This is a genomic window from Erythrobacter ani, assembly GCF_019204025.1.
In the GTDB taxonomy this organism is placed as follows: domain Bacteria; phylum Pseudomonadota; class Alphaproteobacteria; order Sphingomonadales; family Sphingomonadaceae; genus Erythrobacter; species Erythrobacter ani.
Map to the genome: position 1 here is coordinate 1063954 of NZ_JAGSPB010000001.1, position 12836 is coordinate 1076789.

General features: G+C 61.2%; 12 protein-coding genes. 5 read left to right on the forward strand and 7 right to left on the reverse strand.

Annotated elements, in window-relative coordinates:
• Positions 1 to 37 precede the first annotated feature (37 nt).
• From KCG45_RS05080 to KCG45_RS05090, 3 genes are all read right to left on the reverse strand, one after another.
• Positions 38 to 907, reverse strand: a complete 870-nt coding sequence (locus KCG45_RS05080) for a helix-turn-helix transcriptional regulator (protein ID WP_218315987.1) — start codon at positions 905 to 907, stop codon at positions 38 to 40.
• 171 nt (positions 908 to 1078) lie between these two features.
• A complete protein-coding gene (locus KCG45_RS05085; protein WP_218315988.1) occupies positions 1079 to 2896 on the reverse strand; it encodes a DUF885 domain-containing protein in 1818 nt (605 codons plus the stop codon).
• A gap of 66 nt (positions 2897 to 2962) precedes the next feature.
• On the reverse strand, positions 2963 to 3889 hold the full coding sequence (locus KCG45_RS05090; RefSeq protein ID WP_218315989.1) for a helix-turn-helix transcriptional regulator: 927 nt from the start codon (positions 3887 to 3889) through the stop codon (positions 2963 to 2965).
• 259 nt (positions 3890 to 4148) lie between these two features.
• Between KCG45_RS05090 and KCG45_RS05095 the strand changes: the two genes are divergently transcribed.
• From KCG45_RS05095 to KCG45_RS05105, 3 genes are all read left to right on the forward strand, one after another.
• Positions 4149 to 5192 (forward strand): quinone-dependent dihydroorotate dehydrogenase, encoded by a 1044-nt coding sequence (locus tag KCG45_RS05095; RefSeq protein WP_218315990.1) that lies wholly within the window; start codon positions 4149 to 4151, stop codon positions 5190 to 5192.
• A 10-nt stretch (positions 5193 to 5202) separates the two neighbouring features.
• Positions 5203 to 6921 carry a gamma-glutamyltransferase gene (gene ggt, locus KCG45_RS05100; RefSeq protein WP_218315991.1) on the forward strand — a complete coding sequence of 573 codons (1719 nt, stop codon included), beginning with the start codon at positions 5203 to 5205 and terminating at the stop codon, positions 6919 to 6921.
• Between the two features lie 149 nt (positions 6922 to 7070).
• The gene (locus tag KCG45_RS05105) at positions 7071 to 8894 is read left to right on the forward strand and encodes an AMP-dependent synthetase/ligase (RefSeq protein WP_369410750.1); all 1824 of its coding nucleotides are present in this window, start codon (positions 7071 to 7073) and stop codon (positions 8892 to 8894) included.
• A 19-nt stretch (positions 8895 to 8913) separates the two neighbouring features.
• Here KCG45_RS05105 and KCG45_RS05110 read toward each other — a convergent pair whose 3' ends face one another.
• From KCG45_RS05110 to KCG45_RS05125, 4 genes are all read right to left on the reverse strand, one after another.
• Positions 8914 to 9405, reverse strand: coding sequence for a hypothetical protein (locus tag KCG45_RS05110; protein ID WP_218316457.1), 492 nt, complete (start codon positions 9403 to 9405; stop codon positions 8914 to 8916).
• A 98-nt stretch (positions 9406 to 9503) separates the two neighbouring features.
• Positions 9504 to 9806, reverse strand: coding sequence for a GNAT family N-acetyltransferase (locus KCG45_RS05115; protein ID WP_218315992.1), 303 nt, complete (start codon positions 9804 to 9806; stop codon positions 9504 to 9506).
• Positions 9806 to 10798, reverse strand: a complete 993-nt coding sequence (thiS, locus tag KCG45_RS05120; RefSeq protein WP_218315993.1) for a sulfur carrier protein ThiS — start codon at positions 10796 to 10798, stop codon at positions 9806 to 9808. The genes KCG45_RS05115 and thiS overlap by 1 nt, the downstream gene beginning before the upstream one ends.
• A 61-nt stretch (positions 10799 to 10859) precedes the next feature.
• Entirely contained in the window at positions 10860 to 11240 is a 381-nt protein-coding gene (locus KCG45_RS05125) for a MerC domain-containing protein (protein WP_218315994.1), read from the reverse strand.
• A gap of 153 nt (positions 11241 to 11393) precedes the next feature.
• On the opposite strand from KCG45_RS05125, the gene KCG45_RS05130 reads away from it, so the two are divergent.
• Both KCG45_RS05130 and cutA read left to right on the forward strand, forming a co-directional pair.
• Positions 11394 to 12473: a COX15/CtaA family protein gene (locus KCG45_RS05130; protein WP_218315995.1), complete on the forward strand. Its 1080-nt coding sequence runs from the start codon at positions 11394 to 11396 to the stop codon at positions 12471 to 12473.
• Positions 12470 to 12805 carry a divalent-cation tolerance protein CutA gene (gene cutA / locus KCG45_RS05135; RefSeq protein ID WP_218315996.1) on the forward strand — a complete coding sequence of 112 codons (336 nt, stop codon included), beginning with the start codon at positions 12470 to 12472 and terminating at the stop codon, positions 12803 to 12805. The genes KCG45_RS05130 and cutA overlap by 4 nt, the downstream gene beginning before the upstream one ends.
• The last annotated feature ends 31 nt before the right edge of the window (positions 12806 to 12836 follow it).

A 12836-nucleotide genomic window follows, 5' to 3' on the forward strand; every position in this document is an offset into this window, starting at 1 on the left:
GGCCAGGCGCGGACCATGCGTGCGGTGCGGCGCAGCCTCACCCGATGCGGCGAAAGTTTTTCAAGCGCTCCAGATTTTTCATCCGAAGCATCGCTTGGAAAAGCGGCTCCTCAGGTCCGCCAAGGCGCGTCGGCGTGTAACCGCAATAGCGCCGAATTTCCCGGATCATGTGCGGCTGATCGTAGAACGCCGTCGCAATCTCCGCTTCGGCCTCGTCGGTGATCTCAGGCTGCGCCAGCAGACTGGCGGCGCGCACGGCGCGATACTTGCGCGCGAGGGCCATTGGGGAGAGCCCGAAATACTGCGTCACCAGCCGCTCCGCCTGCCGCCGCGAATAATCGAGGCCTGAAAACAGCCTTTCGACATCGGGTTTGAGGGAAGATCCGAGCCACGCGAAAGTGTGTTCGATCAATTGTTCGTGCATTCCCGGGACGGGGTGCAAGCGCGGCTCGATCCAACTGGCCAGCAGATCGCACGCTTCTTTCCCGCTCAGCTCGCCAGACCGATACCGCTCGTTAATATCTTTCGCGAAACCGTCTATCTCCTCGCCCAGCAATTGGCCTGCGGGAATGAAGCGATTGAAATGGGTGTTGGCCGGCTGGCGGGCGAGCGCCGCCCAACCCAGCGGCGACAGCGATGCCCCGATGGAATGCCATGGCCCTTGGATCGTGAACGGCGCCGCCGTTTCGAACCCGGCAAGCATGTGCGCATCGCTTTCGATTCGCTCCGAACCGTCTCGCAGATGAAGCGCGCCGGACCCATGCGGGAACAGGACGAGTTGGCCCAGAGCGCCCGGATGGCGGTCGGCGATCTCCACCTCGTCCCAGGCGAAATGGAAGAGCGCAAGCACATGCCGCGCAAGGCGTGGCGGCGGATCATAGTACGAGAGTTCGAATTGGGACGGCATGGCAGTCTAGTGCGACCCACTGCCAAGCCGTCCCCGATGCCGAGACCGCGGGGACTTGGAAACCCATTGCAGACGGCGGCAGGTTTCAGGCAGTATGTCAGTGCTACCGACGGTCATTGTATCTCAGCGACATCACTCCGGTGCGGAGGCGCAGTTCGGCTTTGGACAGCGTCAACTCGCCTTGACTTCGTTCACCCACTTTTCGACATTTTCTTCGAGAATGTCGAGCGGCACCGGCCCGCTGAGCAGCACGGCATCGTGAAAGCCGCGATAGTCGAAGTCGTCGCCGAGCTCGCGCATGGCCATGCTGCGAAGTTCCATGATCTTGAGCTTGCCGATCATATACGCGGTCGCCTGACCCGGAGTGACGATATAGCGTTCGATCGCGTTGACGATGTCACCCTGCGGGTTCGGCGTATTCTCTGCGAGGTATTCTATCGCCTCTTCGCGGGTCCAGCGCTTTGAGTGCAGGCCGGTATCGACCACCAGACGGCACGCCCGCCAGAGCTCCATCCCGAGCCTGCCGAAATCGGAATACGGATCCTGATAGAACCCCATGTCCTTGCCCAATTCTTCGGAATAGAGGCCCCAACCTTCGGTATACGCGGTCACACCGCCGAACCGCCGGAACGGGGCCATGCTGTCGCCGAGTTCGGTCTGGATCGCCCGCTGCAGATGGTGACCGGGCAGCCCTTCGTGATAAGCGAGCGCTTCCAGTTCATTCTTCGACATGTCGCGAAGATTATAGAGGTTCACGTAGTACGTGCCGGGTCTCGATCCGTCGGGTGACGGGCTCTGATAGAAGGCCTTGCCCGCGCTCTTTTCGCGGAAAGCTTCGACCGCCTTGATGACCATCGGAGCCTCGGGCAGCGTGCCGAAGAATTCCGGCATCTTCTCGCCCAGCGTGTCGATCTTCTTGCGGGCATCGGCGATATATTCTTCACGGCTGGTGTAGAAGAAGCGATCATCGGTGCGCGCAAATTCGAAGAAGTCCTGAAGCGATCCTTCGAAACCGACCTTCTCCATGATGGCGTGCATTTCGCCGTGAATCCGATCTACCTCGCGCAGGCCGATATTGTGGATCTCGTCTGCGGTGAGATCTTTCGTCGTGTAACTCTTCAGCCGCGCGGCGTAATATTTGTCCCCATCGGCCAAGCGCCACACGCCGTCATCGGTCGGCGCGAATGCCTGCTGGCGCTTAACCTCGGCAAGCAGCCGCTGGTACGCGGGAACGGCCTCGTTTCGCCACGCATTATCGGCCTGCAGTTCGAGCCGGGCGATGTCCGCACCGAGATCGGCGGCGACGATCTTGCCCCGGAAATCCTCGAGAACAGCATTGTCGCTGCCCGCGGCCAGAAGCGCTTCGATGTCGGCAATCACATAAGGATAAACCCAATCCGGCGGCATTATCCCCGCGTCCGCACGCTCTCGCGCCTGCTCGGTCATCGTGTCGAGATAAGGCCCCATCGCTGCGATCCGCGAGACATAAGCCTCGGCATGGTCCAGCTCGCTGACGCGGTGGATATTGATCAGAAACGCTGGAATACTGGTGTGTGCGCCGCGGCGATGATCGAAGACGAAAGCGTAATTGCTGAACGGATGGAGCAGCGCCTCCCGCTCCGCCATCATTTCGTACAGTCGGTAGGATAGCGCTTCATCTTCGCTCAGCTCCCCCATGTCGAAGGTGGCCCGCATGCGGGCGGCAGTGTCCTGCATCAGCTGGAATCGGGCCTCTTCCGCCTCATCCGATGGGTCCGTCCATTTCCCGTAATCGTCATCGCGGATCCCGCGATACGCCTTTGCGGAAGGCGACATATCGAGCTGAGCCTGGTCGTAGGCATTGAAGAAGGCATCGATGCTCTCGAATTCCTGATCAGTCTGCTCGGCAACCGGCGCGCGATCGCCGGAAGGCTGGGCCTGCAATACGGGAGCGGCACTTGTGAGCGAGATTGCGGCAGAGGAGGCGAGCAGGAAGGGAATACGGCGCATCAAGTGACCTCGGTAGTTGAAAGGGTTTGTGCGCGTAGCGCGCACTTTGTGAATGGGCGCCGAACTTCAGATGTCCAGCTCGCGAAAGTTCTTGGGATCAATCATCTCGCTCAGATACGGTGTCTGATCGTCGGACAGGCGTGCCGGCGTCCTGCCTACAAACAGGGTGATCTCGCGAATCATATGTGATTGATCGAAAAACGCCTCGCCCAGCTCGGCTTCGAATTCCGGCGTCAGATGGGGGAACGACAGCAGGGCCGCAGCTCGCAAGGCGCGGTATTTCCGGGCGAGCGCCTGAGGAGGCAATCCGAAATATCGTTCGGTAACGCGTTGAACCTGGCGTTCGGAGTACGCGGCCTTGTCCATCAGATCGGCAAGGTCGGGATTGAGCGAGGATCCAAGCCAGGTGTTGACCACCCGTACCAGCTCGGCATGGCGCGGATTGATCTTCTTTGCCGCCCGTCCGATAAAATCGCCGATCTGTAGAGCGCATTCGCGCCCGCTCATCGTTCCTGCGCGGTAGCTTTCGATGAGGTGCCGGCCCAGATCATCGAACTGGTTCCCGATCAGTACGTTCGCCTCGACCAGATGGTCGCGGTGCTCGCCTGCGTGCAGCCCCGTCAGCGCTGCCCAGCCCAACGGGGACAGCGCAGCGCCGATGACATGGAAGGGGCCGTCGACAACGATCGGTACGGCAGTGGAGAGCGGGGTGAGAATCGCGATTTCGGGATTCGGTTCGCTGTACCCGCCGCGGAAATGCATCTCGCCATTGCCGTGAGGGAAAATCGACAGGTGCCCGATCGACGCAGGCTGGATGTCGCGAAACACCGATTCGTCGCAGCGCATATGGTACAGCGTCGTGATGAGATCGCTCAGCGCAGCCGGGGGCGCGATGTAGTCGATTTCGAACAGGGCATCGGGCGTAAGCTCGAAGTCGGCGAGCGCGGCAACCGCGCTGCTTCCTTCCAAATTCTGCCCGAAAAATGAGTCCATTGCGATTGCCCCGTGCGAGGCACCTAATGGCTTCTGTACTGAAATGACACAAAAAAAGGGCGGCCCCACGTAGGGACCGCCCATTTGAGTTGAGGAACTCTTCGCAAACTGCTCCGAGCCCTTCGGGTCGCAAAATTGTTCTATGCGAATCGTTTGCAGAATAATTGTATCGAAACGACAAGGTCGCCTCGCCAGGCCAAAATCTTGTCCCGAATTGACACTATCGACAGGCGCGTGGAACCTGCGATAGGCGAACGCCATGCTGTTCCGCCTGATCAAGCCTGCCGTGTTCGCCCTCGATTCGGAAACGGGTCACAGGTTGGCAATCACCGGTTTGAAGGCGCTGCCTCAGCGCGGATCGAGCCCGATTCGCGAAAAGCTCTGCATCGATGTAGCGGGATTGCGGTTCCCCAACCCCGTCGGAGTTGCCGCCGGGTTCGACAAGGATGCAGAAGTGCCCGATGCGCTTCTGCGCCTGGGTTTCGGCTTTACCGAGGTCGGATCTATTACGCCCCGCCCCCAGGAAGGGAACCCGAAACCAAGACTGTTCCGACTCGCAGAGGATCGCGCAGTCATAAACCGCATGGGATTCAACAATGCGGGCGGGCAGGCTGCACTCGCAAGGCTGAAGGCGAGATCCGGCCGGCACGGCATCGTCGGCGTCAATATCGGCGCGAACAAGGACTCCGATGATCGCATCGCGGATTATGCGGAAATGGCGCGGCTCATGGCCCCTTATGCAAGCTATCTCGCGGTCAATGTTTCGAGCCCGAATACACCGGGTCTGCGCGCACTTCAGGATGAAGGCGCGCTTTCCGCACTGATTGACGCCGTGATTGAAGCCCGCGCCGTTGCGGTCTGCGATCACACACCGCCCATATTCCTCAAGGTCGCTCCCGATCTCGAGCAGGCCGACATCGATGCGATTGCGCGGATCGCGATCGAAAAGGAGCTTGGCGCGCTTATCGTCTCCAACACGACCATTTCCAGGCCGGACCTCAGGTCTCGTCACGCAGGTGAGATCGGCGGGTTATCGGGCGAACCGCTTCGCCCGCTCGCGCTTCAGCGGGCGCGCGATTTTCGCAAGGCGACCGGCGGAGCCATACCGCTTATCGGAGTCGGCGGGATCGGCAGCGCAGACGATGCATGGGAACGTATTCGTGCCGGGGCAAGCCTGATCCAGCTGTATTCCGCCATGGTGTATCACGGGCCGGGGTTGGGCGCGCGAATCGTGAAAGGGCTGGAGCGGCTTATGAAGCGCGACGGATTTGCCACCATTGCAGAGGCAGTCGGAACCGAATAGCGAGGCACGCATGCTGAAACACACACTGATCGCAATTTCGCTTGGCTTCGGTCTCGCCGCCTGCGCGCCGTACGCCGAACAGGTGGTATCCGTGCCGCCCGCACAGGAAACCGCAGCCACAGGGGGTGCCGTAAGCGCGGCCGATCCCCGCGCAACTGCGGCGGGCGACGCGATCCTTGCGAAAGGCGGATCGGCCACTGACGCCGCTATAGCCGTGATGCTGGCGCTGACAGTGGTCGAACCGCAGAGTTCCGGCATCGGCGGAGGAGGCTTTCTCGTTCGGGCAGGAGCGGATGGCCTCACTACCTTCGATGGGCGCGAAACCGCGCCCGCCGCCGCGACACCGGGCCGCTTCCTCGACGAAAATGGCGAGCGCCTTCCACGCGAGTTGAGCGTCCTTTCAGGCCTCAGCGTGGGAGTCCCGGGCAACATCGCGCTCGCCGCGAAAGCGCATGAACGGTTCGGAAAGCTCGAATGGGCGGAGCTGTTCCAGCCTGCCATCGCGCTGGCACGCGACGGCTTCCTCATGAACCGGCGGCTGAATGGCTCGCTTTCACAAAACAAGGATCGCGCTGGCAAGACTGCCGATGCGCGCCGTGTGTTTTTTGGTCCCGATGGTGAAGCGCGGCCTGTCGGGACGCTGATCCGCAACGAGGAATTGGTCGAGGCACTGACCGATCTGGCCGAAACCGGACCAACGTCGCTGTACGAAAGCAACGCGGCGAGCCTCGCCAGATATATCGCCAAAGAGACGCCGCAGGACGGCACGATGACAACGGCGGATATAACGGCCTACCAGGCCAAGGATCGTAACGCGGTCTGCGCGCCGTATCGCACCTACAGGGTATGCGGCATGGGGCCGCCGTCATCAGGCGGTGTGGCCGTCGCGCAGATGCTCGGCCAGATCGAGCGGTTCGACGTCGCCGCAATGGGGCCGGAAAGCCCGACTTTCTGGCATATTTTCCTTGAATCCCAGCGCATCGCCTATGCCGACCGCGAGCTATATATCGGGGACGCCGATTTCGTCGAAGTGCCCGTTGCCGGACTTGTCGATCCGGCTTACGTGGCCTCGCGCAGTGCCTTGATCGATCCGAACCGCGCGCTCGAACAAGTCGTCGCTGGCACCCCGCCTGGCGCACCCCTCGCCCGCGCCGACGGTGACGAGCCGCTCGAAAACGGCACCACGCATTTCTCCGTCGTTGACGCGCAGGGCAATGCGGTCAGCTACACATCGACCGTCGAAGGCGCTTTCGGGTCCGGGTTGTTCTTTGGCGGGTTCTATCTCAACAACGAGCTGACCGATTTCAGCTTCACCGCCGAAGTCGACGGCAAACCGGTCGCCAACCGTGTCCAAGGTGGAAAGCGTCCGCGCTCATCGATGGCACCGACAATCGTGTTCGACGACGAAGGGGAGATCGTCCTCGTAATCGGAGCAGCCGGCGGACCAACTATCCCGGTTCAGATCGCGCGCTCGATCATCGGCGTCCTCGATTTCGGCATGACCGCCGAAGAGGCCCTGGGCCTCCCCCTGATCATGGGATTTGGCCAGATCGTGCTGTCTGAAGAAGGCAGCGTGATAGAAGGAATGGCGGACGAGTTGAAGGCGCTTGGTCACGGCGACATCCGTTTCGGAACGCCGCGCGGGAAAGCCAATGCGCTGCGCCGAACGGCTGATGGCTGGGAATCGGCGGGCGATCCGCGCGTCGCCGACTTGCTCGGCTACGAATAGCTGGCGCCGCCCTCCTTGCCGCTACGGCGAACAACGCCTAATCCGGAACCGCAAGGACCACAGCATACTTATAATGACACCCTCCAAGGGGATGAGGAGAGCCATTTCCCGTGCAAGCCAACGAACATCCAGCATCCGGGGCGCGCCCGGTGATCGATCCTACCGACCCGCAAGCGCTCCAGGACATCGACCGCGCTGACAATTTGGTCGAACTCTTTCTGAAGCGCGCCGATGAAAAGGGCGATGCTCCGTTTCTGGGGCGCAAGAAAGACGGCGAATGGACCACCCAGAGCTGGCGACAGGTCGCGGACCAAGTTTGCCTGCTGGCCGAAAGCCTGCGCCATATCGGGCTGGGCGAAGGCGACCGCGTTACCATCGTTTCCGAAAACCGTCCGGAATGGTGCGTTGCCGATCTCGCGATCATGGCAGCGGGATGCATCTCGGTCCCGACCTATATCACGAATACAGAGCGCGATCACGCGCACATCCTCGACAATTCGGGCGCGCGGGCGGTCATCGTCTCAACCGAGAAACTGCTCAAACCGCTTGTGGGCGCAATTGGGCGCACCGGCATAGTCGAGCACGTCATCGGAATCGAGGATCTCCACCGCCAACAGGCGAGCAGCTTCGACTATCACAATTGGGACGATCTGATCGCAGGCGACGCGGCTGCCGCGCGCGAATCCGTCGACGCGCGCCTCGCCCATATCAAGCGGGACGATACGGCCTGTCTGATCTACACCAGCGGCACGGGCGGCGCGCCGCGCGGGGTGAAACAGCACCACGGATCAATCCTTTGCAATATCGCAGGGGCGGCGGAAATCCTCATCAACGATTTCGGACTCAGCGAAGAGCGCTTTCTCTCGTTCCTCCCGCTCAGCCACGCCTATGAGCATACTGGAGGGCAATACCTGCCGATCGCGGTCGGGGCGGAAATCTTCTATTCCGAAGGCCTGGAAAAGCTCGCCTCGAACATCGAGGAAACCAGCCCGACATTCATGGTGGTGGTGCCGCGCCTGTTCGAGGTGCTGCGCACGCGCATCATGAAGCAGGTCGAGAAACAGGGCCGCGTGGCCAACTTCATGATGGATACTGCGCTCAGGATCAGCGAAAATTCAACAGAGGGCAAGAAACGCCTGCGCGACCGTCCGCTCGATGCGCTGGTGGAACGCACCCTTCGCCCCAAGATCCGAGCCAAGTTCGGCGGGCGGATCAAGGCGATGGTTTCCGGCGGCGCCCCGCTCAACCCCGATGTCGGCAATTTCTTCGAGGCAATGGGGCTCACCATGCTGCAAGGATACGGCCAGACCGAGGCCGGGCCCGTGATGAGCTGCAACCGGCCCAAAATCGGTCTGAAAATGGACACGGTCGGGCCGCCGATGCGCGGCGTCGATATCGAGATTGCCGAGGACGGCGAAATCCTGTGCCGCGGCGAATTGGTCATGCACGGTTACTGGCAGAATGATGCCGAAACGGCGCGCACGATCATTGATGGATGGCTGCACACTGGCGATATCGGCCACCTCGATGACAAAGGCCGGATCGTGATCACCGACCGCAAGAAGGATATGATCGTCAACGACAAGGGCGATAATGTTGCCCCGCAAAAAATCGAAGGGATGCTCACGCTGCAACCCGAAATCGCGCAGGCGATGGTGAGCGGTGACAAGCGCCCGCACGTGGTCGGCCTGATAGTACCAGACGCCGAATGGGCGCTCGAATGGGCGCGCGCAAATGATGAGAAGTTCGACCTCAAGGCGCTGCAGAACCTGCCCGCTTTCAAACAGGCAGTGCGGAAGGCCGTCGACCGGACCAATGCGGACCTCTCCGTGATCGAAAAAGTGCGAAAGTTCGAATTTGCGGACGAAGCTTTTACGATCGAGAACGAGGAAATGACGCCGAGCATGAAAATCCGCCGGCATAAAATCCGCGACCGCTACCAGCCGCGCATCGACGGGATGTACAAGGGGTAGTCTGCCGGCGAAGCGGGCTTCAAGCCGCCTCGACGTCCTCGATGAACTCGGGATAAAAGCTTGGGATTGCATCCGACCATGCAGGTGCGGTCGCTGCTGCTTCGCTCAAGCTTTGTAGCAGCATCTTGCGTCGTTCGGGCCGAATTTGCGGCAGAGCCGCTGCGGCGCAGAATACAGCGGGCAAATAGGGCCGCGCTTCGGGACCGAGCAGACGTTCGTACAGGAAACGGAAGGCCGAAAACGTCGCGAGCCGCTCCTGCTCGAGATCGAAGGTGACAGTGCGTACAAGCTTGCCGATGAACCGCTCGATCTCACCCATGGCACCGACCGTAGGAACGAGGTCGCGGAGGGTCTTCAGATCCTGATAGGCCACATACTGGCGGCGGATCGCAGTGTTCTCTTGCTCAGTCCGACCCCACAGGCGAAACGCATCGCAGCGCGCCAGCCCAATATCGAGGCTGCGTTTGATGTAGCGTTGCTCACACGCGGCGAAGCTTGCGAACTCGCGCATTTCGCCGATGGCCAAACTGGTGGTGCTGGCAAGTGTCACGGTCGTCTCCCTGTTACAGGGACCTTTTCGCCGACCATGGTTAATTTTGTGTTAGGCGGTTAGCCGGAAATCACATCCGCCCAATCGGGGTGGCGGTCGGCCTGAGCTTTGAAAAAGGGGCAGAGCGGCACGATCTTGAAGCCCTTCTCGCGCGCATCGGCGACCACCCGCTCGGCGAGAAACCTACCGTAGCCGCGTCCGCGAAATGCATCCGGCACGCCGGTGTGATCGACGATGATGAGTGTGTCGGACGCACGAGAATAGGTAAGCTCGGCTTCCTCGCCCTCACCATCCGGTCTGATGACGTATCGGCCCTTCAACCCGTGATCTTCGAGCGTTATTTGCGGCGGGGTGTCGGTCATTAAATGAGTCCCGCTAAGGGTGAACTGGGATCGGCATATTTGCGGCGGCCCATACGCCCGGCAAGATAGGCTTCACGGCCTGCCTCGACGGCAAGTTGCATCGCCCGGGCCATCCGGATCGGGTCTTTCGCCTCAGCTATGGCAGTATTCATGAGGATGCCGTCGCAGCCCAGTTCCATACCCACTGCCGCGTCCGAAGCAGTCCCGACGCCTGCATCGACCAGCACCGGTACATTAGCGCCTTCGACAATCAGTCGGATCGTGACCTGGTTCTGGATGCCCAGCCCCGATCCGATCGGCGCGCCCAGCGGCATGATTGCCACCGCGCCGGCATCTTCCAGCTGTTTGGCCGCGATGGGATCGTCGACGCAGTAAACCATCGGGAGGAAGCCCTCCTTGGCGAGCGTTTCCGTCGCCGCCAGCGTTTCGCGCATGTCGGGATAGAGCGTGCGCGCCTCGCCAAGCACTTCGAGTTTGACGAGATCCCAGCCGCCTGCCTCCCGCGCCAGCCGCAGGGTGCGCACGGCATCGTCACCGGTAAAACATCCCGCGGTGTTTGGCAGATATGTCACCTTCTTGGGATCGATGTAATCGGTCAGCATCGGCGCTTTGGGATCGCTCACATTCACCCGCCGCACGGCAACCGTGACGATTTCCGCGCCGCTTGCTTCGAGTGCGGCGGCGTTCTGTTCGAAATCCTTGTATTTGCCGGTCCCGACAATCAGGCGTGACCGGAACGTTCGGCCCGCGACGCTCCATGTGTCAGTTTTGCCATCTGCGTCATCCCCGCCGCCGACGAAGTGCACGATCTCCAGCGTGTCGCCCGCTGCAAGCGGAGCTTCCGCCAGGGTCGAGCGCGGCACGATATCGCCATTGCGTTCGACCGCGACCTTCTCCGGCGTAAACTCTAACTCGCGCACAAGATCTGCGATCGTCGCGGCGCTCGTCCGGCGCGATTCGCCATTCAGGGTGATGCTTTTGGTATCGCTCATGGGAGGTGAAATAGGCCTCAGCGCAGCAAGCGCAACCGCGAGTTTGCGAGGCCTGCGCGGATCAGTCTGAGCGCGAGGCCGGGCGCAGGTTCAGCAGGTGGCCTGCCGAAACCAGCACCACACCGATCAGCGTGAGGATCGCTTCACCAGCGCCGTGCGGGATCGCGAGCGCTCCGCCCATGAAGGTAAGTCCCGTCATCGCGGTTACGAACGGCGCCGCACGCCGATGCTTCAGAGCGCCCCACCCGATCGCAACCGCCGCAATGATCAGTGCCAGCGCCAGTCCGAACCGGTGAATTTCGGGCGACAAGAGAAAGTGCGAGCCAAGGCCCAAAGCCGACACGACGACGATAGTTGCGACGCAGTGCAGTGCGCAGAGCCCTGCGAGCAAAATGCCTGCGCGGTCGAACCGCTGGCGAATCGAGAGGAAGGTGTCAGCCATGTGGTGGAACTGCAGATATGTAACATTATCACATTTCGCAAGTCCTGCGGCATCGAACTATCGATTTAGCGGGCAATCTTGCGCCCTTTGCAAAGGGGTTTGCGGCAAACGGACTTGCGCAAAGCCGCCTCGCGGCACATTTACGCGGCCATCATGGCCACCAGCGCTCTTCCGAACGAATTGCACGAATCGCATCGCGACCCTTTCGCTCGCCCACTTGCGATTGCGCGCTGGCTTGAGGTGGTAGCGGCCTTCGTCGTGGTCATCGTACTGGTTGGGGGTATCACGCGGCTCACAGAAAGCGGCCTTTCGATTACCGAATGGAATGTGGCCACCGGCATTCTCCCACCCTTGAACGACGCAGCGTGGCAGGAAGAGTTCGCGAAGTACCGAGCCACGCCGGAATACAGGCTCGAGGCGAGCGTTGGCGGCATGACGCTCGCCGATTTCAAGTTCATCTTCTTCTGGGAGTGGTTCCACAGACTGCTCGCGCGGCTGGTCGGCGTGGTTTACGCGGTTCCGCTGCTGTGGTTCTGGATCAAGGGCGTGATACCTCGCGGGTTTAAGCCGCGCTTGGTCGGCTTGCTTGCGCTGGGCGGGCTTCAGGGCTTGTTCGGTTGGCTCATGGTCCAATCGGGACTCGTCGGCGATATGACCGATGTAAGCCATTTCCGTCTGTCACTCCATTTGCTCACCGCGCTGCTGCTGCTTGCCGGGCTCGTCTGGACGACACGGGACATGCGGCGAATTGCGCGCGAGCCTGGCGTGGCCCCGGCTCCGTTCACAGTAGCATCGGTGATTGTCGCGGCGGTGCTGTTTATCCAGCTGCTGCTCGGCGCATGGGTTGCAGGTCTCAATGCAGGCCACGCCGCCTATGACTGGCCGCTAATGAACGGCAGGCTCATTCCTGAGATCGACTGGTCGAGCGGCTTTTTCTGGACGCTGACCCACGATCCGTTTCTGCTGCATTTCCTGCACCGCTGGTGGGCATGGATCGCGGTGATCGCGCTGGTCTGGCTCGCCCGGAGGGTTCGAAAAACCGACCGTCTGGCCTCGATTTTGGTCCATAGCGCGTTCGGGCTGATGGTCCTGCTCGGCATTGCGACTGTCCTGTCAGGTGTTTCGCTCTGGATGGCGGCAATGCACCAGCTGACCGGCGCACTGCTGGTGGCGGCGACCGCGTGGGCGATGCACAGCGATGGTGTCCAGCGCCAGATGCGTCAGGCGCAATGAGCGGAAAGGGCGCCGCTCTCGTCTGGTGTCCTTTTCCCGACCGCGAGACGGCGCGCAGTGCCGCCGGAACGCTGCTCGACGAATCGCTGATCGCTTGCGCCAACATCATCGGCGAGATCGAAGCGATCTTCGATTGGCAGGAGACGCGCTCGAGTGGCACAGAAATCGCAGTCTTGTTCAAAACAACCGGTGAAAGGCTGGAAGACCTCGTTAGTCGTTTGGGCGAACTCCACCCCTATGATACGCCTGCGATCACGGGCTGGTCTTGCGAACAGGCCCATCCAGCGACGCTGGATTGGCTGATACTGCAGACCCGCACGAGCAAGAAATAATATGCCGTCAGTCAGTCGCGGCAAATAACAG

Bases quoted from the DNA above. Each gene is read 5' to 3' on its own strand.
- KCG45_RS05080 (WP_218315987.1), bottom strand. From the start codon at position 907: ATGCCGTCCCAATTCGAACTCTCGTACTATGATCCGCCGCCACGCCTT.
- KCG45_RS05085 (WP_218315988.1), bottom strand. From the start codon at position 2,896: ATGCGCCGTATTCCCTTCCTGCTCGCCTCCTCTGCCGCAATCTCGCTC.
- KCG45_RS05090 (WP_218315989.1), bottom strand. From the start codon at position 3,889: ATGGACTCATTTTTCGGGCAGAATTTGGAAGGAAGCAGCGCGGTTGCC.
- KCG45_RS05095 (WP_218315990.1), top strand. From the start codon at position 4,149: ATGCTGTTCCGCCTGATCAAGCCTGCCGTGTTCGCCCTCGATTCGGAA.
- ggt (WP_218315991.1), top strand. From the start codon at position 5,203: ATGCTGAAACACACACTGATCGCAATTTCGCTTGGCTTCGGTCTCGCC.
- KCG45_RS05110 (WP_218316457.1), bottom strand. From the start codon at position 9,405: ATGCGCGAGTTCGCAAGCTTCGCCGCGTGTGAGCAACGCTACATCAAA.
- KCG45_RS05115 (WP_218315992.1), bottom strand. From the start codon at position 9,806: ATGACCGACACCCCGCCGCAAATAACGCTCGAAGATCACGGGTTGAAG.
- thiS (WP_218315993.1), bottom strand. From the start codon at position 10,798: ATGAGCGATACCAAAAGCATCACCCTGAATGGCGAATCGCGCCGGACG.
- KCG45_RS05125 (WP_218315994.1), bottom strand. From the start codon at position 11,240: ATGGCTGACACCTTCCTCTCGATTCGCCAGCGGTTCGACCGCGCAGGC.
- KCG45_RS05130 (WP_218315995.1), top strand. From the start codon at position 11,394: ATGGCCACCAGCGCTCTTCCGAACGAATTGCACGAATCGCATCGCGAC.
- cutA (WP_218315996.1), top strand. From the start codon at position 12,470: ATGAGCGGAAAGGGCGCCGCTCTCGTCTGGTGTCCTTTTCCCGACCGC.